Here is a 20,899-nt window from a genome sequence, read left to right as displayed (position 1 = left end):
ATGGAAAGATTTGGTTTTAGCTGTTTGGAGGGCTTTTGATAGAAGAGCAGTGTCTGCTGGGCTTAATTTAAAATCTGTTGGTTTCATATTTCTATTATATCACGTATCATTATTTTTTATTGAGTATAAGAAGAAACTTCCATTTTTCCTTTAAGGTATGGATGAAAACCAAAATAGAGTGGTGCATAGCACTGCAAAAATAGACTATATCCCCAAAGAGCATCCTACTTGTCAACAAGCAGAACCCAGAACAGCTACAAAAAGAACCTCAACCCAAAGGTTGAGGTTTTGTTTATGGATTCGCTAAGATGTTAAGGGTTTCAAGCAATTGATCGACATGGACTTCGACAGTATCACCTGTCCCCTTGATCTTGACTTCGACAATACCTTCGGCTGCTTTTTTACCGACTGTCACACGAATTGGCAAACCGATCAAGTCGCTATCAGAGAACTTCACACCGACCCGTTCATTGCGGTCATCAGTCAAGACCTCATAACCAGCAGCTACCAAACGCTCTTCGATCGAATCGGTCAGGCTCATGGCTGCCTCATCCTTGACATTAACTGGAATCAAATGTACATCAAATGGCGCCAATTCTTTCGGGAAGTTAATCCCCCAAGCAAAGCGGTAGTCGCCTTTTGGCGTTTTGTTCACAAAGAGGCGGGCATGTTGCTCTAAAACAGCTGATAAGAGACGGCTAACCCCGATCCCATAGCAGCCCATGATGATTGGAACTGCACGACCGTTTTCATCCAAAATCGTCGCATTCATGCTGTCTGAATAGCGCGTCCCCAGTTTGAAAATGTGACCAATTTCTATACCGCGGGCAAACTGCAAACTTCCTTTGCCATCTGGCGAAGGCTCTCCCTCTTTGACCTCACGAATGTCGACATATTCTGTCACCTGATAGTCCCGACCAGCATTGGCACCTGTATAGTGGAAACCATCTTCGTTGGCACCAACTACGGCATTTTTCAAGCCCTCTACCTTACGATCAGCAATGATTTTCACACTCTCTGGAAGTCCGACTGGACCTAGCGAACCGAAGTTTGCTCCAAAGACTGCAACTGCTTCTTCTGGACTTGCTGCTTCAAAGAAATCTGCTCCCAGATGATTTTTTAATTTGACGTCATTGACCTGATCGTTTCCGACAAGAAGAGCGACAACAGGCTCACCATCTGCTATAAAGAGCATGGTTTTAATAGTTTGCTCTTCTGGAATATGTAAGAAACTTGCAACATCATCAATACTCTTGCTATCTGGTGTTGCCACTTTTACCAGATCTCCGTCTGCTACGACCAGATTGCGCGGCTTATACTCACTCGTTGCCATTTCAAGGTTGGCTGCGTAGCCCGACTCGTTTGAATACACAATCGTATCCTCACCCGATACCAACCAGGCAGCCAGTTCTTCCTTGATCGCTGCTAGGACATCTTCTGGAATGTCATCAAAGGAAGCGACTGATTTGTCTAAAACAACCCAGCGTTCTAGATCCGTACGATCTGGAGTAATCGCCATAAATTCTTGGCTGTCCTTGCCTCCCATGGCTCCACCATCTCCAATGATGGCCTTAAATTCAAGACCTGCATGGGTAAAGATAGCTTCATAGGCAGCCTTGTAGTCATCATAGGTCTGGTCCAGACTGTCATAGCTAGCATGGAAACTGTATCCGTCTTTCATGATAAACTCACGACCACGAAGCAAGCCATTACGAGGGCGCTTCTCATCACGGTATTTAGGCTGGATTTGGTAGATATTGAGCGGCAACTGTTTGTAAGATTGAACTGCATCTCGAGCCAATAGGGTCACCGTTTCTTCATGGGTTGGTCCCAAAATAAAGTCAGAACCCTCGCGGTTTTTCAATTTGTAAAGGTCATCACCATAGGTATCGTAACGGCCTGATTCACGCCAGATATCTGCCGACAGGAGGGCAGGCGCTAAAAATTCTACTGCACCAATCTTGTCAAATTCCTGACGCATGATATTTTTAGCTTTCTCAATCACGCGATTGGCAAGTGGCAAATAGCTGTAAATCCCTGCTGAAATCTGGCGGACATAGCCTGCACGTACCATCAGGGCATGGCTGATTACCTGGGCATCAGATGGCATTTCTCGCAGGGTTGGGATGATCATTTTTGATTGTTTCATAAATTTTTTCTCTCCTTAACTCATGCTTTAAAAAAAGACACGTAAAATATCATTCCAGGTGACGGCAATCATCAGAATGACCATAACGGCGACACCTGCTAGGGTAATATAGGATTCAATTTCTTGTTTGAGTGGTTTTCTGCGAATGGCTTCGATAATATTAATCACGATTTTTCCACCATCAAGGGCAGGAATTGGAATAAGGTTAAAGATTCCTAAGTTAATCGATAACATGGCGAGCAGACGCAAGACAGACCCCCAGCCATTATCGGCTGCTTGGGAACTGATCTGATAGATGGCGACCGGGCCACCTAGCTTATTCAAATCAAACTGGGAAACAATATTTTTCAGAGCTTGGACAATCAACATGCTGGTCGAAAGTGTTTCTTTCAAGCCACCGACAATTTTATAAGTAAAGCCTGTCTTTAAGATAGGCGACACTCCCAGATAGTAGCTTCCATCCTGTTCCTTGGTCGTCACATCCAGAACTCTTGTTTGTCCCTTGTGGTTGACTTCAAGGGATAAAATCGGAGCTTTTGTAGCACCTTGGCTGGCTTTAGCAATGGTAGTCGCAATCTCCTCATAATCGCTGACCTTTTCACCATTGATGGCGAGGATCTGATCGCCCGTGACAAGGCCTGCTTGTTGAGCAGCACCACCATCTGTCACCGTCACATGATTGGACCCAGCATCCGCTACTCCTCCTTGCAAGAAGAAAAAGAGGACAAAGGCAACAAAACCTAATATAAAATTGTTCATCGGACCCGCAAAATTGGTCATCAAGCGTCCCCAAACAGAAGCATTCTGGTATTGGACATCAAGCGGAGCAATACGAAGCTCTGTCCCGTCTTCTTCCACAATGGTCGCATCATGGTCTACGGAGAAAGTCTTGCTCTCATCCAAGACCAGCCCTGTAATTTCTAACCTCTCTTCAAAATCGTATGCCGTCACATTCATGGGAAGCGCCCCATCATCTAAAGACTTGTCAGAACAATTGATCCGAGTAACAGTCCCTGCTTCATTGACAGTTAGTGAGACAGGGGTTCCCGTCTTAATCTCCGTCTTATCTTCGCCCCAACCAGCCATACGGACATAGCCTCCTAGGGGGAGAAGTCGAATGGTGTAGGCTGTGCCATCCTTACCAATATGAGCAAAAATCTTGGGTCCCATCCCAATCGCAAACTCGCGGACAAGAATCCCTGATTTCTTGGCAAAGTAGAAATGTCCAAATTCATGGACAACGACAATCACACCAAAAATAAAAATAAACGCTAAAATCCCTTTCATCATTCCTCCTTAGAACAAACCAAAAAAGTGCATGATAGGAAAGACAAAAATCAAACTATCAAAGCGGTCTAAAATGCCACCGTGCCCCGGGATTACTCTACCAGAATCCTTGACCCCAAAGCGGCGTTTAATCGCACTTTCAACCAAATCGCCAAATTGGGCAAAAATGGAAAAAAGAACCACTAAGAGCAACATGCTGACAAGTGAGTAACCGGATGCCACCCCCTTATCTAGCAAGATAAAGATAAGGGCGACTACAAGAGCCGATACGATCCCACCGAGGCTTCCTTCTAGCGTCTTATTCGGTGACACCTTGGGCATGAGCCTGCGCCGTCCAATTCGGCTACCGATCATGTAGGCTCCAATATCTGTCGCCCAGACGATAAATAAGGCAAAGAGCACCTTATCCAAACCATCCATGCGCGCTAAAATCAGATGATGAAAGCCAATCCCAACATAGAAACTAGAAGCGATTGGAAAGGCAACTTCTGAATAGGAATAGTGTTGAATATTAAAGACTGTTGAGCCTAGCAAGCAAAAGACCACAAGGGCATAGGCTGTATAGTTCCCGTCAGTAGGCAGGAAGGTCAAGTAATTCTCCAGTGGCAAGGTCAAGACCAAGCTACCTAGCATGGTCAACATCCCCTCAATCGAATTGGGCAACAAACCGTGCATTTTCATCAGTTCAGCAGTCGCCATCATGGCTAGAAGCCCGATAAAGAGTTGAAAAGGTACTCCACCCTTTAACAAGAAAGGAATGAAGATGGCTAGCGCCACTCCCCCAAAAATCACTCGTTTCTGTAAATCCTTTGACATAGTTTCTCCCTCTTAGATGCCACCGAAACGTCTGTGGCGCCGATTATATTCTTTTATCGCTTCACAAAGCGCCGTTTCATCAAAATCTGGCCAAGCAATATCCGTAAAATACAGTTCGCTATAAGCAGTTTGCCAAGGTAAAAAATTACTCAAACGCAATTCGCCACTCGTTCTAATGACCAAGTCCGGATCGCGCAAGTTAGCGGGTAATTTATTCGTATAAAGATAATCCGCGATCAGCTGTTCATCAATATCCCCAGGATTAAACTCGGAATTTAAGACCGCCTGCGCAATTTCTCTAACCGCATGGGTCACTTCATCACGCCCCCCATAGTTCAAAGCAAAGTTTAAGATAAGCCCTGTATTATATCTAGTCTTTTGCATGGCATTATCCATAGCCTTTTTAGTCGCTTCCGGCAGGCGTGAATGGTCACCAATCATCTGGATTTTCACATTATTGGCATGCAAATCAGGCACATACTTATCATAAAACTCAACAGGCAGGTTCATGATAAACTTGACCTCTTTTTCTGGACGGGTCCAATTTTCTGTCGAAAAGGCATAGACTGTCAGTACCTTGACGCCCATCCTTGAGGCTGCTTTGGTAATGTTTTGCAGGGCATCCATACCAGCCTTATGTCCCATAACACGGGGCTGCATACGCTGTTTTGCCCAACGACCATTACCGTCCATAATGACGGCAATGTGCTTGGGGACCTGAATAGCTGGTTCAATCGTTTCTTTTTTCTTAAATGGAAAGCGGAACATGTTTTATCCTCACAGTATAATCGTTTTATTATACCATATTTTGCTAAGAATGCGAAAGTACGAGGGTTTCTGCTACCCACAAATTTCCCAGTAGTAAAAATAAACGAAACGACTAGAACAAAAAAACTGGACCTAAGCCCAGCTTCCTGCAATGATTATTCTTCTGTCACAGCAGTTTCCACCGCAACGGTCTCAACTGCTGCTTGATTGACACGACCACGGATAGCCGAACGTTCAAAGGTCAAATAGACACCATCAACATCCAGAACGACTTTTTGTTGGTCGATTTCATCAACAACCCCATACAAGCCACCGATCGTAATAATCTCGTCCCCTTTTTGAATTTGGTTCAAGGCTTCCAACCGGTTTTTCTGCTGCTTGCGTTGTGAAAATATCATAAATCCTAACATTGCCACCATTATCAGTGGAAATAGAAATTGTCCCATAGTATCACTCCTTTTTGAATATACTTCATTATACCAAAAGATTCTCTAAAAAGAAAGAAGAGCTGAAGTGCTACTCTCTATTTTCTAGCCTACAATAGATGTAAGACCTGAAAACCCAAAAGCAGAAATCTTCTCATAGCCAGTTACGACAAAACTTTCGCCCAGAGACTTGATAGGCATTACTAGACTATTATAGCCGTTTAGTTTATTTTTAGTACTAGCTCAAACAGTCTGGGGAGAGACTGTTTGAGGTGGGAAATGAAGAAAACGAAGTTTTCGTTAAAAGTCGCAGGTAGTACTGAAGTACAGCAAGACGAGTTAACGAAGTAATAAAAGATAAACTAAATGACTATAAAACTTATCATGACGATGTTTCTCCCCCCTCCCACTTCTATCCAAAAAAACCGCCAATACGGCGGCTTTTCATTAAGGAGATGATAATGAAAAATTTGGAAAGTTATCAAATAAGGAGGAGGCCTTTATTTGATAATCCTAGTGTAGGATAAAAAACTTAAAAAAGACTTAACTGCCATCTATGATTTCAAATTTTTTAGCAGAAGCAGCTGAGACTAGAACAAAATCTCAATGAACAGTCATCCATTGGAGGTACCTGTGCCTCGCCAAGCTCATACTCTATAAAAATCAAAATCTGGAACTGGCTAAAGCTGAAACAGTTATCACACTTGACACGAGTTCCACTCGTTCTTTCTCCAACCTAAAAACGTCCCCACTTTATTAAGTAGGGACGTGGGAATAAAGTAAAGCTTTATCCCTAATTTTAAATAGGTTGACTAGCCCTATCATACTGAAGATTCGCTACCGCGAATCCTTATTTCCAACTTAAAACAGTCCACTGGACTTAGCAAGAAGAGGATTCGCTACTGCGAATCCTTATTTCCGACTTAAAACAGTCCACTGGACTGTTTTAACCCCATACACTTTCTAGGATGTTGGTTTGTTCGCGACCCGGGCCTACGGAGAAGGTGGAGATGCGAACACCGACAAGTTCGCTGACACGGCGGACATAGTTACGGGCATTTTCTGGGAGGTCTTCGAGACTACGGACACCGGTGATGTCTTCAGACCAGCCTGGTAGTTCTTCATAAATTGGCGTACAACGCTTGAGTTCTTCCAGACTTGCTGGGTAGTGGTCAATGCGGTTGCCGTCTAGGTCATAAGCCACACAGATTTTCACGGTCTCAAGCCCTGAAAGAACGTCGATAGAGTTGAGCGATAGGTTGGTAATTCCTGATACACGACGGCTGTGGCGCATCACGACAGAGTCAAACCAACCGACACGGCGCGGGCGACCAGTAGTTGTCCCGTACTCATGACCGACTTCGCGGATACGGTCTCCGACTTCATCAAAGAGTTCTGTTGGGAATGGGCCATCTCCGACACGGCTGGTATAAGCTTTACATACCCCTACTACCTTGTCAATCTTGCTTGGGCCAACACCTGAGCCAATGGTCACTCCACCTGCAACTGGGTTTGAAGAAGTTACAAATGGATAGGTTCCTTGGTCAATATCGAGCATAACCCCTTGTGCTCCCTCAAAGAGCACACGTTTGCCTTGATCAAGAGCGTTGTTCAAAATCACAGAAGTATCTGTCACATATTGCTTGATTTGCTGACCGTATTCGTAGTATTCTTCGAAAATCTCATCAAAGGCAATCGCTGTACTATCGTATAGTTTCTCAAATAAGCGATTCTTTTCCGCTAAATTACGCACCAAGCGTTCCTTGAAAATCTCACGGTCGAGAAGGTCTGCAATGCGAATCCCCACACGCGCAGCCTTATCCATATAGGCAGGGCCAATCCCTTTAATGGTTGTTCCGATCTTGTTATCGCCTTTTGCCTCTTCCTGCAATTGATCCAGTTTGATATGGTAGGGCAAAATCACATGTGCTCGGTCTGAAATCCGAAGGTTGGCAGTCGTCACGCCCTCCTCATGGAGATAGTTCAATTCTTTGACCAAGGACTTGGGATTAACCACCATACCATTTCCAATGACCGAGATTTTTTCTGGGAAGAAGATCCCTGAAGGAATCAAGTGCAACTTGTATTTTTTCCCGTCAATTACAATTGTATGACCTGCATTGTCACCACCTTGGTAACGTGCAATCACTTCTGCATTAGCAGACAAGAAGTCTGTGATCTTTCCTTTACCTTCATCTCCCCACTGGGTACCCACAACAACAACTGATGTCATATCTTTTACTTATTTACAGCAGAGCAAGGTCTGCTTCCTTTCTTCACGCACGGCAGGACTTTCACCTGCTAGTTTTTCTTACAACTCATTATAGCTGATTTTGGTGATTTTTTCAAGATGAGACCAGCATTGTCCGTGAAATCGCAATGCCAAGTACAAAAATCAGTCCGATTTACTGCAAAAGCTGAACGATTAGAATGCGCGAAAGAAAAGGAGGAGAAAAAATTGGATTTTTTCTCACTCCTTATTCTCTATAAAAACCAAAATCTGGAACTGACTAAAGCTGAAACCAAAGCATTGTTACAAGTCTGGACTTTCTGCCCAGCTTCACCCCATTTTCACTTAGAAAGAAGTCCTTGCTGCCTCTCCCTATTCACCTAACAGGAACAGAAGTAAGAAACCGAGAACGAACTGTCTTTAGGAAGATCCACAGCTAAAAGAAAAGAAAAGGAAAGAGCTGATTTACACTTGTTGGCGATAGGCACTTGGCGACTTACCGCAGAGTTTGCGAAAGACTTTGTAGAAATAGCCCACATTGCTGTAACCGACAGCATAACAAATGTCTTCAATGCTATTATTGGTCGCAAGCAAGAGCTGTTGAGCTGCTTTGATACGCTGCTTGTTTAAAAGCTCGGCAAAGGTGGAGTTTGTCTCTTTCTTAATCAACTGACCTAAGTAGACCGGATTGATATAGAGCTGGGCACTAATATCCTTGAGGGAAATTTCTTGACGATAGTGAGAGCTGATTAACTCGAGCACATTTGCCACATTCTTGTTCATGCGGTGTTGGCTAAAGAGGTGGGTAATCTCCTTGCGCATGTACTGGGAGAGCTCATCAAAGGTCTTGCTACTTTCCAACTGCTTGATGATTTGCGTCATGTCATCTGGCTTCAAATGTTCAAAAAGGTGGAACACATCCATCACAAACTGGATAAACAGTTGCTTGGTTGTAGACACTCGAGGTGTTGTTTTCAGCACAATTTCTTCTAGCAAGGCAAGCTCTTCCAGAATTTGCCGTAGGTTCCCTTGGATAATAACCCGATACATCGGTTCATAGTAGCGAAACACGCTGGTGTTGGGTTGTAGGGCAACATTTCCATAAAAGAAGTAGGTCTCCAATTCTTTAACAAATGCTTTAAAGGAGACTACATAGGGAGCTGTAAAAGGTCTCGAAAGGAGGACATCACCCTCATTTTCTGTCAAGAATAGAAAGCCTGACTGCCCCAATATCGTAAAGGGTATTGCATACTCTCCTTGCTCTTTCTGGGCTGCCACAAGAAACATGGGGGACTTGGTCTGCAAGACCTGCTCAAATTCTTCCTCACTTGTATCTTCCCGCAATAGAGGATGGTCAGCCCTTTCCTTTGAAGCAAAGGTATGGGCAATCTTGCCCAACAATTCCCCTAATTCTACCTTGTCAACTGGCTTGACTAGGTAATCAGCCACCTGCAAGTTAAGTGCGGTCTTGACATATTCGAACTCCTTATAGCCAGATAAGATGATGTAAGCCGCATCAGGTAATTGTTTCCTCATCTGACGCACCATTTCAAGACCATTCATCCCTGACATATTGACATCTGTAATGATAACGTCTACTGGGTGTTGCTCGATATAGCTAAGGGCTTCTGTGGCACCATTAGCACCGTAGACCACTTCCATACCATACTGGTGAAAAGGGATCAATTTTTTTAATCCCGCAATCACCATATACTCATCATCAACTAATAAAACCTTATACATATCTTCCTCTTTCTAACTCTCTCCAGATAGTGGGGAGTGAACTTTCCCTAATCCGAACCCTTTTGGAAAAATATAAATATTTTATTGAATCCCTACCTTTTGGACACAGACATAGGAGAGTTTGCATAGCAAGCCTCTATCTCCCACCTCCAAAGGGAGCCTAGCGGTAACTAGCTAAAACTAGAAGACCTGCGTTCCCTAAAGGTCGCCATACTTGACACGAGCTGCACCAGTTGCACCTTTTTTTCGCACAAAGTTTAGGCATGTTCCATTATAAAAGAGAAGCAGAAACAGCTAGCTATCCTCCTGGCGAATGAAGATACTGTAGGTCACACCCTGACCTTGTTCAGAATGCAGTTGAATCTCGTAGCAGTCCCCGAAAAAGAGGACAAAGCGTTCGTGGACATTGATAATCCCAATGGAATGCTGCTCTTGATCACCGTGATCAAATCTGCGTTGTTGTAAGATTGTTTGAAGACGCTTCAATACTTCTTCTGGCATTCCTTTGCCATTGTCACGAATCAATATTTCAATGTTACTATCCCGCTGAAAAACCTTGACACTAATCGCATTATTAAAGCGATGATGATCGATACCATGGGCAAAATAATTTTCAACCAAAGGCTGGATGCTGAACTTGGGAATGCGAAAGTTCCTTAATTCTGGAGCTATCTTGTAATCATAAGCAACTGATTTTGGATAACGCATCATACATAGATAGCTGTATTTCCTGCAAAACTCTAATTCCTGCTCCAAGGTCGTCGTTTTTTCATCCGAAATATTATTGCGCAAGAGACTGCTAAATTCATAGATAATATCTGCTAGCTCATCTTGGTCATGTACAACGGCATACATCCGGATAAATTCTAGCGTATTGTACATAAAGTGAGGATTGATTTGAGCTTGCAAGGCGCGTAAAGTGGCGTCTTTCTGGCTTAGCTGCAACTGGTAAATATCATGTAGATTCTGGTTGAGATTGTCCAACATTTGGTTGGTATTGTCTGCAATTAGCAACAACTCGCGCTCCTTGGTCGCCACATCAACCCGCCTTACCATATCCCCTTGCGAAATCACCTGCATGGTCTCTACAATATCGCTGACCTGTACTTGGTAATTTTTAAAAACTCGTTTTAAAAGGAGGTAGAGGATCCCTGATAGGATGAAGCTGGTTCCTACAATTCCAAGAGTATTGACAAGACTCAAGCGGAGCAGGTAGCCCTTGGGCAGGGCGACATCCACCTCGTAATTATGGTCTGTTTCCCTGCTCACCCATTCACCGACTTCCATGAAACGGTTTTCTTTAAGCACCATCATCTCTTGCTCATAGGGAGAGGTAATGCGGATCACCAGAGGGACCGCCGTGTTTTCTACCAGTCTCCGAAAGATTTCTTTATCAACCGTCACATAGGCTGTCCCGATTACTTGTTCAGACAATTGGTCATACATCAAGATGGGAAAAGCCTGTGGATCCGGTCTAAAGGATTCTGCTCCAATCTGGCGACCACCTTTTAGTTGACGGCTAGAGACAAAGACCGTCTTGTAATCATTTAAGGCAAGGGCAATCCCTTCGATCGCTTCATTTTGCATGTAGGTTCTGAGAATATTGCGGTGGAGGGAGGGATCAATCCCTTGTGAAGCATCCGTATTCAAGAGCCAAGAGGCATATTCTGACGGACTAAGGGAAAAATACTTATACAGTCCTTCTAGCTGAATGACGTTCTGCGTCAAGGAGTCAACGACCTGACTTAGGTGACGATAGTGATAGTCTACTTCATCTGACATGCGACCTGATACATAGCGAACCACTCGCTGGGCTTCCTGCTCTTTTGCATGCCAATCGGAATAGGCCAATAGACAGGCGATAAAGAGCATGATGACAATCATTGCAGAAGTGTATATACGCAAAAGAGAATTTAACCAAAATCGTTTCATTCTACTATCCTAGATCCTATCTGATTTTGTCCTGCAAGCCTTTATAGACAGTCTCCAATGTGTCATACACATAAAAATGCCAAGTCCCCACCAACAAGAAAAATCCTACTGCTGGCAAATAAGAAACGATCCAGACCACCACAAACGCTCCAAGGAACAACTTTATCAAGGTCAAAATACTGACAAAGAGTCCGAGAAAGGACAGCTTGAGACTGATCAGATACGACATATCAAAGTAAACTTGTAGTTTCAAGTAAATCTGATAGGTCAAGAAGATGAGAATCATTAAAAAAAGTTGGACAAGGGTGACCGTCACCGTCACGATAGACGGTGGAAACTGCAGGATAAGATAGAGCCCATAGAACAAACCAGATTCTAACAGAAAGAGCGAGTAAAAAACCAGATTACTGCGCTTGAAATTCTTACGAAACAAGTTCCAGGCTTCCGACCATGTATAGCTCCGGTAATCATCACCATGCGCTGCCACTAAAGACATCACCGTCGCACCAGCAGGTCCAAAACCACCTACAATACCACCACATACTGTCAGTAGAAAAAAGATTCCTGAAACCAGTAGCGCAAGATAGACTTTTTCAAAGACAAATGCAATCACTTTCCCCATCTCAAACCTCCTATATCAAACGTTTTCATCTAAGATAAGTATACCATGTTTTCAGTAGGAAAGAAACAGTTGAACACTCTATTTCCAACCTATGACTGGATGGTCACCAGCACCTGCGAACAGGCACCCAGCCTTGCCCCTGTCGCTTCCACTAGATTTAGGGTGAAGTAGAGCGGAGCTTTTCCTTGAGGCTGGGGAGTTGTTTTTACCAGTATCTGGCGCTCAGACTCCCCTACTTCAAAGACATACCTACCAGCTACCGATGTATCATAATCCCCTTGAACGGCAGAACCTGGGTTATTCTCCAACCATACTTCTGCCCGCTGATGACTTGCTCCAATCCGCCTCACGACAAGCGAGACTGTTTCCCCTGCAGATAGACTGTAATGGCTTTGGTCAAATTCGATATAGCTATCATTAGCATAGACCAATAGGTAGACATAGGGGAGGTCTTTTTCTGCTACACACACACCAATCCTATGCTTCTGCCTGTCCGACAAGGACCAGTCAAATAGCACCTGACAACCTTCTACAATCGCCCCATAGTCAAGAGGGGCTAGCACTTGTCCATCTAGCACCAGACGCAAACCTCCTCCAGATAGACCTGCCTCACCCATCAGTCTCACATGGCTGCCTTCTAGCTCTAGCTGACGGAGCTGTTCCCCACAAAGCTCTCCAAGCGTCAGAGGGATCTTCCTAATCGCTGATGAAGCCTCGGTAGCGACTTGAAAGCCATGAGCTGCTCGATAGACACCGATACGATTGAGCAGGGGCGCCTCGCTTTCAGTTTTGACCCAGATCCTGATAAATTGAGCCTGTGTCCCGGCTTGAACGACCAGACGCTTGGCACCGACGGTTGTTCCTTCTCCCATCAAGTACCAATCTTCTTGGTTCAAACTGACCTCCACTTGGTACTGGCAAATTTTCTGCCCCTGTTGGATGGCTTCTTCTATCGAGACAATCTCAAATGCCCTTCGGCTACCAAGGTCTAGAGTGACCACTGCCTCAGTCGCACCTGCTTGGGGAGACCAGTAGGTCAAGGGATTGTCATCTAGGAGATACTCCAAGCCCTGCTGGTAAGAGGCGCTCGCAGACAAGCCTGCTCCTTGAGCCAGATTGGTCGCAAAGGTCGCCTGCACAGCACAGCCAAATTCCCTGACCCGATCGAGAATCTCCTGATCAACCGTCCCTTGATTATTCAAGGGGATATTGAGTAGGAGGGTGGCACCATGACCGACAGAACGCAGATAGATGTCGGTCAGCTCCGACAGGCTTTTGGGTCTTTTTTTATCCAAACCCCAAAACCAGCCCGAGGTAATCCTCGCATCTGCTTCCGGCACCGTCCACACATCACCAGTTGGGTAGCCTTGGCTATAATGGTCGCGCATATTGGTGTCTATATCAACTGCCACTCCAGCTGTATCATATACCAGTCGCGCAGGCGCCCATGTTGTCTCACGGGCAAAACCAGACTCATTGCCAATCCAGCGAACGGTCGTATAAGGACCTGCTCCAAACAAAAGGGCATCCGTCTCATAGCCTGCCTGTCTGCCTTGATAGCGCTGAATGGTCTCAATCCATTGGTCTAGCTTATAGCGTTGGGCAGCAGCTCCCGTCCCTTTTGCTCCGTCCAGCCAGATTTCTGTAAAGCGGCCATTGCAGCCGTAGCAAGGGTTGCTCAAAATCTCCTCTAATTGATTTAGGTAAAAGGTATTATAGTCAGCAGCATCTAGCTGCTCTACTTCTTCCCATGTTCGACCAAAAAGTGGATCTCCGTCCTCCCCCACCAAGGGCTTACCATCTCGATCATAATAGCCATAGCTTTTTTCATGAATATCCCACGGAGAAAGATAGAGCCCCATTGAAAGACCGTATTTGGTCGCAGCTACCGAAATATCTGCTAGGACATCTCCTTGACCATTTTGGTAGTCTGTATGGCCAATCTCATAATCTGTAAAACGACTGCGCCAAATAGCAAAGCCATCGTGATGCTTAGCGGTGACAATCACCTTTTTAAAGCCTGCCGCCTGCAAGGTCGCCATCAACGGCTCCACATCCACTTTCTCTTTTAAGGGGAAAACTTCCTTGGCAGGCATATCCCCGTAGTGTTCTCCCCATTCCACATTGTGAAAGGTATTGGGACCAAAATGGATAAAGGCAGCCAACTCTTCCTTGTGGTATTGGAATTGGGTAGCATTTGGTACCAAGCTGTTCATTTGTATTCCTCTCTGTTATAGTTATTCAGTTTACTTTTAGTACTAGCTTAAACAGTCTGGGGAGAGACTGTTTGAGGTCGGAAATAAAGAAAACGAAGTTTTTCGTCAAAACAGTCTGGGGAGAGACTGTTTGAGGTCGGAAATGAAGAAAAGGAAGTTTTTCGTCAAAAACTCCAGTGGAGGTTTTCAGCCTCTTCCCTAAAGGGAGCCATACTTGACACGAGTTTCTCTCGTTCTATCTCCAATCTTCAACGGTCTATTCCCAGATTGTTGGAGCTAGTGCCAAATGTAAACCAAAGTTCTTGAATGAAAAAGCGAGGAGAAACCGTAGTCACAAGTCGTTCGATTTCTCCTCACTCATCATTTATAATAGGTCACACAAGCTATTGATGCGCTTATTTTTTCGCACTTAAAAAGTCATCGTATTGTTTTTGCAATTCTTTCAATACTTTTTCGTAAGCGCCTTCTGATTTGAGTTTTTCCATCAATTTTGGAATTTCAACATCAGGATCTACTGTACCTGTGTTAATAGCTGGTGCGTATTGTTTGAGGGTATTGGATACAGCACTCAATTCCGCTTTTACAGGCTCTGGATTGAAGTTGAAGCCAAGAGCTGGAGATTCTTTTGCTTCTGCCAAAATTTTCTTCGCTTCAGCTACCTGCTCGTCTGTTACATTCTCATTGATGTAAAGGTTCCAGTTGTTACCTGTGTTCCAACCTGACATGTGAGAGCTTCCTTCGTTGTATGGAGGGAGTACTTTCACGCGATCTTCTGAACCTGCAACCTTTTCCCAGTTTACGCCTTCTGGTCCATAGACCAAGCCGTTGAGCAATTCTTTATCTGTATTGAGCAAGGTCAAGACTTTCATAGCTTTTTCCTTGTTCTTAGAAGTGCTTGAGATGACAAAGTTGGCAACTTGAGTCGTTGGGTTCTTCTTGTAGAAGTCTGTGTATTGACGGATCTTAATGTCACGACCAGCAACACGAGTAAGAAGACTATCACCGTAATCAGCAGGTCCTACTGTTTCTTCACGAACGAACCAAGTATCATCTGAGAAGTTATAGGTTGTATCACTCGTTGCGACATCTTGTGGAATATAGCCAGCTTGGTAGTATTTATGCATGGTGCGGAGTTTTGAACGATAGCTTTCGACATCATAAGAAATAGCAATCTTCTTAGTATCTCCGTCTAGGTCAATGACAAATGGGTATTCGGTTGAGATTGGGAAATCAAAGTTACTTGATACGCTATAATTTTTACCAACTGCAAACGGCACAGTTTCTGGCGCTTTTTCTTTGATTACTTTTAGAGCTGGCTCTAGGTCTTCTAGTGATTTGACATTGGAAATATCAATGCCATATTTTTCCAATAGTGGTCCATTGAAGGCAAAGTGTTGGGCAGAAGCGACGTTTGCACTTACGGGAACGGCATAGATTTTACCGTCAACAGTATTTCCTTTAATGTAAGCAGGGTCAAGAGAGTCGTATAATTCTTTTCCTTCTTTTTGATAAATCTCTGTCAAATCTGCATAGGCACCCTTTTGAGCATTTAGCACATAGTTAGAGGCAAAGGCAATATCATAGTTTTCACCTGAGTTAACGATAACATTCATCTTATCGCTATATTCACCCCAACCAAGATACTGAATTTCCAATTTAGCATTTGCTTTTTCGCCAATAATTTTATTGGCTTGTTCAAGTAAGACATCTAAATTATCAGGTGCATCACCAATCTGGTACATCTTGATGACCGGCTTTCCGTCATCAGTCATCGCGGATTTGCTATTGTCTCCTTTGAGACTTCCGCAGGCTGCAAGGCCTGCTACTGCAACTGCACTAGCTGATAGAGCAGCAACTTTTTGCCATTTTTTCATGGGCTTTCTCCTTTATTATTTTTTAACACATTGAACAATGAAACGCCGAGCATTTCTGAGTACCTAAAACTTTCTTACTCTTTCACACCTCCTATAGTCAAGCCTTTCACAAAGTAACGTTGGAAGAATGGATACACACAGGCAATCGGTAGGGTAGCCACCACCACCATGGCCATGCGAGCAGATTCTCGCGGTAGACCTTTTGCTGCGCTAAAGACCTGCGCTCCTGCTCCTGCGCTGGTAGAGAGAAAATCAAGATTGGCTTGAATTTTCGTTAAGAGATACTGAAGCGGGAAGAGATTTTCGCTCTTGATATAAAGAAGCGCATTAAACCAATCATTCCAAAACGCTAAGGCGGTAAATAGACTAATCGTTGCAATACCCGGTAGCACCAGTGGGAGGCAGATTTGGAAAAATATCCGAGCCTCACTAGCCCCATCAATCCGGGCAGAGTCAAAGATAGACTCTGAAATCGTCCGTTTAATAAAGGTGCGCATCACAATGATATTAAAGGGACTGAGGAGCATTGGCACAATCAAGGCAAAGATGGTATCTCCCAGACCTAAGAATCCCGTCATGATAATATAACGCGGTACCAACCCTGCGTCAAAGAGGAGACTACCGAGGGCAAAGACAGTGAAAAAGCGCCTAAATCGGAAGGTCTTGCGTGAAATCGCATAGGCATAGGTCGTTGTGAAAAAGACATTTAGGGTCGTTCCAACGACTGTCACAAAGACCGTTACAAAGAGTGATTGTAAGATTTTTCCCTTTAATTGGTCCAAAAATTCATAGCCGACAAAGCTAAATTTTGAAGGCCAGAATTGGAAGCCATCAACCACTAGACGCGTTTCGTCTGTTATTGAAATCATGATGACGAAGATAAAGGGTAGGATACAGGACAAGGCAAACAGGGCAATCACGATATTGAAGAACAGATCCGTCTTTCTACCGAAGGAATGGATACTAACATAGTCAATTTTTTTCTTTTTGATTGATTTCATAGATCCTCCTCCTAGAATAGGGATGCATCTTTATCGATCCGACGGACGATAAGATTGGTCGTTAGAACCAATATAAAGCCTACAATGGATTGATAGAGACCCGCAGCTGCCGCCATACTAATGTCCCCTGTTTGTGATAAGGCTGTATAGACATAGGTATCTAGCACATTCGTCACATTAAAAATTTGTCCAGAATTTTTCGGAATTAGGTAAAAGAGCCCAAAGTCAGCTCGGAAGATATTTCCAACTGCTAAGATGGTCAAGATAATCATCAGCGGAGCCAATTGAGGAATCGTCACATGCCGGATACGTTGCCACTTGGACGCTCCATCCACTGTCGCTGCTTCATAATAACTAGGGTCAATTCCCATAATGGTCGCATAGTAGATGATACTACTATTCCCCAAGCCCTTCCAAATGCCGAGAAAGAGCAGAAAGGCTGGCCAGAAAGAAGAAATCACATACCAGTTCTTCCCTTCTTGTCCGAACCCCTCTAGAAGATGATTTAAAATTCCCTTGTCTGGACTTAAAAAGGCATAGACGAAAAAGGAAATGATAATCCAGGATAGGAAATAAGGAAAGAGCATGGTGGTCTGATAGACCCTTACCAATTTCTTTGAACGAAGCTCGCTGAGAATAATCGCCACAGCTACTGACGCGATCAAGCCGATTACAATGAAGCCTACGTTGTATAGAATGGTATTTCTCGTAATAATGTAAGCATCCTGCGAGCTAAATAGGAATCTGAAATTATCCAAACCAACCCAAGGACTATTGGCAAGACTGTCCATGAAACCATTCCCTGTTAGGTGATAATTCTTAAAAGCTACTACATTTCCAAAAACTGGTATGTAAAAGAAGAGCACCAACCAGATTACCCCCGGTAAAACCATCAGCAGGAATATCCAGTTTTCTTTCAGCGTTTTTCCTAGCTTTTGCATCTGAAGCCCCTTTCTTTGTTAACGTTTACATTATTAGTATACCTCCTTTTGCTCAATAGCATTAACTACTATTTATAGAAAAAATTCTACAAATTTTTTAAATCCTATAGAAACGAAATAGAACTTTCTTCAATATTTAAAACAATGAGAATTTTTTCTATAGTTTGTAACTAGCTTTTTTAGTAAAAACTATTAAAATGAACGCAAACTGGAGGTATCTGATGTTTGAGATTCTTAAGCAACGAAAATCAAAACTTATCGGCGTTAATTTACTGATGATTATTGGACAAATCTGCCACGTCTATGCCGCAACCATCAATGCCGAAGCCTTGAACCAGCTGATCGCCCTGCGTTGGGAGGCATTTCTCTTTCAGGAAATTTACCTGATGTTGGTCTGGTGTGGGCTGATCTTCTTTGACTGGTTGACCAAGCTCTACCAGATGAGGGTCATTCAGGAACTCGATACCATTCTTCGTGAGGATATTAGCCAGCGCTTAGCAGATACGGATTATCAAAGCTACCATCAGCGGTCTGTCAACACCTATCTATCCTGGCTCAACAACGATATTCATAGCCTGAACAAGCAGGCCTTTGAACCGCTCTTTTTGATTATCAAGGGCGTTTCGGGAACCCTGCTCGCAGTCATCATGCTCTTTCGCTATCATTGGTCCTTGGTGCTGGTCACCTTTATCTCTGTGGCCTGTATGCTGACAATTCCCAAATTATTTGGTAGGAAGATGCAGGAAGTGAGCCTTAAAACGAGCCAGCAGAACGAGGGCTTCCTTAAAGAGAGCGAGACCATTTTAAATGGCTTTGATGTCTTTTATTCCCTCTCCTTATTAAAGGAAATTCCTAGACGGATCGTCCAAGCCTCCCTCCTGCTCAAGCAAGTCATCCTCAAGCAAACGAAGGTTGAAGCGGCAGTTGGAGCACTTGGCTTTACAGGAAATATCTTCTTTCAGATTGGTCTCACTATCTTTACGGGCTATCTTGCTATTAGGGGGCTGGTCTCAATCGGGACGATTGAGGCAACGGGAGCCTTGACCGGTATTATCTTTACGAACCTCGGTGATCTGAGCGGGCAACTGGCTTCGGTTCACGGCTGCCAACCGATTTTCCAGAAATTCCAAGAGACCATCCCAAGACCAACAGCAACTGCTATCACACCTCGCCTAGCCAGTACAGACGACGAGGCGCCTATCTTAATCGCTGAACGCTTGGGCTATGCCTATGGTCAACAGGAACTCTTCCAAAACTTGCAGGTACGCTTTGAGAAAGGGGGCAAATACCTGATTACTGGCGAGAGCGGTAGTGGCAAGTCGACCTTGCTGAAGATCTTGATGGGCTTCCTTAGAGACTACACAGGAAGCATGACCTTCCATGGACAAGAAATCCGCGACCTCCCACCCCACTATCTGGCGCAGCATATCCTCTTCCTCCCTCAGGAAGCCTACTTGCTGTCAACAACAATTCGGGAAAACCTCTGTCTGGGACAAGAATTTTCAGACCAAGAACTCAAGGATGCCTGTCTGCAAGCTGGACTGACCAATCTGGAACCATTTGAAGACTTCCTCAACCGGGAGGTCGGAGACCGTGGACGCTCCTTATCAGGTGGACAACGCCAGCGACTAGCCTTGGCACGCGGCTTATTGCGAGGACAAAAAATCATCCTGATCGACGAGGGGACATCCGCAGTTGACAAAGAGACTGCTATTGCTATCGAGCGTGAGCTACTCCAACAAGCCGACTTGACCATCATTATGATTTCTCACACCTCGCATGCAGAACTTACCCACTACTTCACTAAGGAACTCGTTTTTCCAGACGATTTTCATTGATGATTAGATACAAAAAAGATTGAAGAAAGGTCCCATTGAACCACTTTCTTCAATCTTTTTATAGTCATTTATACTCGTCAAACATCAAAATCTGACGTCGTTCACTCGCCTTGCTGAGTAAAAAGCTCCAGTGGAGGTTTTCAGCCTATTTCCTAAAGAACTATCATCAGCTAAAACTGAAACAGTTATCGCTCTTCTTTGCACAGCTCGTAGCCCGAGTTCAATTATACAAAATGAGTTAACGAAGTAATAAAAGATAAACTAAATGACTATACTTCCCATCTTCCACAATCTCGGAATAGACTGGGGAAGCGAGGTTGCTCTTTGTCCTTACTTTCTTCTATGCAGAAAAAATCTTCTCATATTTAGGGAGTATTGCCTCAACTGCCTGTTTGAGCGCATTAGCACCCTCCCCCTTAATGGCAGTGTCTACCTGCCCGTGAATATTTTTGACCGCTACTTGGATACGGGACACTAGATTCTTACCGTCCGTCTCAAATTGCTCCTTCACCGACTTATGGTCTCCTTGAATGAAAGCAGACTGAACATGGGCATAGGACTTCTGCAAGGAGCGTATCATTTCGTTAAAGTCTGGCTCGCTATCTGCTTGTAAGTAGTAACTAGTTAGTCCGTTCATGGTATTGCCTCCTTAAATCATGTAATTCTACCTCCAACTGATCACGCTCCTGATAAAAACGGCGCCTTGATTGCTCCATTTCCTCCTCTAAGGCATGTAGTCTCTTCCTATAAGCCCAATCGGATTCATCTTGTAGTTCCCGAACCTTCCTCTCGAAATGCGCTGCCGCTTCTGGTCTAGCATCATGGTGGAAAAGCAAGCACTTCATCTTCTCCTGCTCTTGCCCCAAAGCATCCGCTAAACGGCGGTGACGGTCGTCCAAGTCCCTCATGCTCTCTGCCAATCGTCTTTTAGCACGATAGTAGTCTTCTTCTTGTGCAATCAGTCCCTGCTCTTTCTGTCGAATAGAGCCCCTCAATTCTTCTAAAGATCCTCTTTCCATGCCCTAAATTCTCCTGCCAATTGATGGTCTAAAGCCAG

16 protein-coding genes are annotated in these 20,899 nt (G+C 44.2%); 1 reads left to right on the top strand and 15 read right to left on the bottom strand.

What is annotated here, in order from left to right:
- Positions 1 to 292 precede the first annotated feature (292 nt).
- From BU200_RS08080 to BU200_RS08020, 13 genes are all read right to left on the bottom strand, one after another.
- Positions 293 to 2,149 carry a proline--tRNA ligase gene (locus BU200_RS08080; RefSeq protein WP_075099682.1) on the bottom strand — a complete coding sequence of 619 codons (1,857 nt, stop codon included), beginning with the start codon at positions 2,147 to 2,149 and terminating at the stop codon, positions 293 to 295.
- A gap of 27 nt (positions 2,150 to 2,176) precedes the next feature.
- Positions 2,177 to 3,436 carry a M50 family metallopeptidase gene (locus tag BU200_RS08075; protein WP_075099681.1) on the bottom strand — a complete coding sequence of 420 codons (1,260 nt, stop codon included), beginning with the start codon at positions 3,434 to 3,436 and terminating at the stop codon, positions 2,177 to 2,179.
- Between the two features lie 9 nt (positions 3,437 to 3,445).
- Positions 3,446 to 4,252, bottom strand: a complete 807-nt coding sequence (locus tag BU200_RS08070; RefSeq protein WP_075099680.1) for a phosphatidate cytidylyltransferase — start codon at positions 4,250 to 4,252, stop codon at positions 3,446 to 3,448.
- Positions 4,253 to 4,264: 12 nt separating this feature from the next.
- Positions 4,265 to 5,020: an undecaprenyl pyrophosphate synthase gene (uppS, locus tag BU200_RS08065; RefSeq protein WP_075099679.1), complete on the bottom strand. Its 756-nt coding sequence runs from the start codon at positions 5,018 to 5,020 to the stop codon at positions 4,265 to 4,267.
- Between the two features lie 155 nt (positions 5,021 to 5,175).
- Positions 5,176 to 5,466 (bottom strand): preprotein translocase subunit YajC, encoded by a 291-nt coding sequence (yajC, locus tag BU200_RS08060; RefSeq protein ID WP_075099678.1) that lies wholly within the window; start codon positions 5,464 to 5,466, stop codon positions 5,176 to 5,178.
- Between the two features lie 925 nt (positions 5,467 to 6,391).
- Positions 6,392 to 7,678, bottom strand: a complete 1,287-nt coding sequence (locus BU200_RS08055; protein ID WP_075099677.1) for an adenylosuccinate synthase — start codon at positions 7,676 to 7,678, stop codon at positions 6,392 to 6,394.
- Positions 7,679 to 8,140: 462 nt separating this feature from the next.
- Entirely contained in the window at positions 8,141 to 9,418 is a 1,278-nt protein-coding gene (locus BU200_RS08050; RefSeq protein WP_075099676.1) for a response regulator transcription factor, read from the bottom strand.
- 294 nt (positions 9,419 to 9,712) lie between these two features.
- A complete protein-coding gene (locus tag BU200_RS08045) occupies positions 9,713 to 11,350 on the bottom strand; it encodes a sensor histidine kinase (protein WP_075099675.1) in 1,638 nt (545 codons plus the stop codon).
- A 16-nt stretch (positions 11,351 to 11,366) separates the two neighbouring features.
- Complete coding sequence (locus BU200_RS08040) at positions 11,367 to 11,972, bottom strand: DUF624 domain-containing protein (RefSeq protein ID WP_075099674.1); 606 nt, start codon at positions 11,970 to 11,972, stop codon at positions 11,367 to 11,369.
- Between the two features lie 89 nt (positions 11,973 to 12,061).
- Positions 12,062 to 14,188: an alpha-L-fucosidase gene (locus tag BU200_RS08035; RefSeq protein ID WP_075099673.1), complete on the bottom strand. Its 2,127-nt coding sequence runs from the start codon at positions 14,186 to 14,188 to the stop codon at positions 12,062 to 12,064.
- Between the two features lie 395 nt (positions 14,189 to 14,583).
- A complete protein-coding gene (locus BU200_RS08030) occupies positions 14,584 to 16,062 on the bottom strand; it encodes an ABC transporter substrate-binding protein (RefSeq protein WP_075099672.1) in 1,479 nt (492 codons plus the stop codon).
- 74 nt (positions 16,063 to 16,136) lie between these two features.
- On the bottom strand, positions 16,137 to 17,063 hold the full coding sequence (locus tag BU200_RS08025) for a carbohydrate ABC transporter permease (protein ID WP_075099671.1): 927 nt from the start codon (positions 17,061 to 17,063) through the stop codon (positions 16,137 to 16,139).
- An 11-nt stretch (positions 17,064 to 17,074) separates the two neighbouring features.
- The gene (locus BU200_RS08020) at positions 17,075 to 18,004 is read right to left on the bottom strand and encodes an ABC transporter permease (RefSeq protein WP_075099670.1); all 930 of its coding nucleotides are present in this window, start codon (positions 18,002 to 18,004) and stop codon (positions 17,075 to 17,077) included.
- Positions 18,005 to 18,225: 221 nt separating this feature from the next.
- On the opposite strand from BU200_RS08020, the gene BU200_RS08015 reads away from it, so the two are divergent.
- Positions 18,226 to 19,842 carry an ATP-binding cassette domain-containing protein gene (locus BU200_RS08015; RefSeq protein WP_075099669.1) on the top strand — a complete coding sequence of 539 codons (1,617 nt, stop codon included), beginning with the start codon at positions 18,226 to 18,228 and terminating at the stop codon, positions 19,840 to 19,842.
- A 340-nt stretch (positions 19,843 to 20,182) separates the two neighbouring features.
- Here BU200_RS08015 and BU200_RS08010 read toward each other — a convergent pair whose 3' ends face one another.
- Together BU200_RS08010 and BU200_RS08005 are read right to left on the bottom strand one after the other, a co-directional pair.
- Positions 20,183 to 20,479 carry a PH domain-containing protein gene (locus tag BU200_RS08010; RefSeq protein WP_075099668.1) on the bottom strand — a complete coding sequence of 99 codons (297 nt, stop codon included), beginning with the start codon at positions 20,477 to 20,479 and terminating at the stop codon, positions 20,183 to 20,185.
- Positions 20,463 to 20,861 (bottom strand): hypothetical protein, encoded by a 399-nt coding sequence (locus BU200_RS08005; protein WP_075099667.1) that lies wholly within the window; start codon positions 20,859 to 20,861, stop codon positions 20,463 to 20,465. Before BU200_RS08005 ends, BU200_RS08010 begins: the two co-directional genes overlap by 17 nt.
- Positions 20,862 to 20,899: the final 38 nt, after the last annotated feature.

It is taken from the genome of Streptococcus acidominimus, from assembly GCF_001921825.1.
GTDB lineage: Bacteria > Bacillota > Bacilli > Lactobacillales > Streptococcaceae > Streptococcus > Streptococcus acidominimus.
This window is presented reverse-complemented; position numbering and strand designations above follow the sequence as displayed.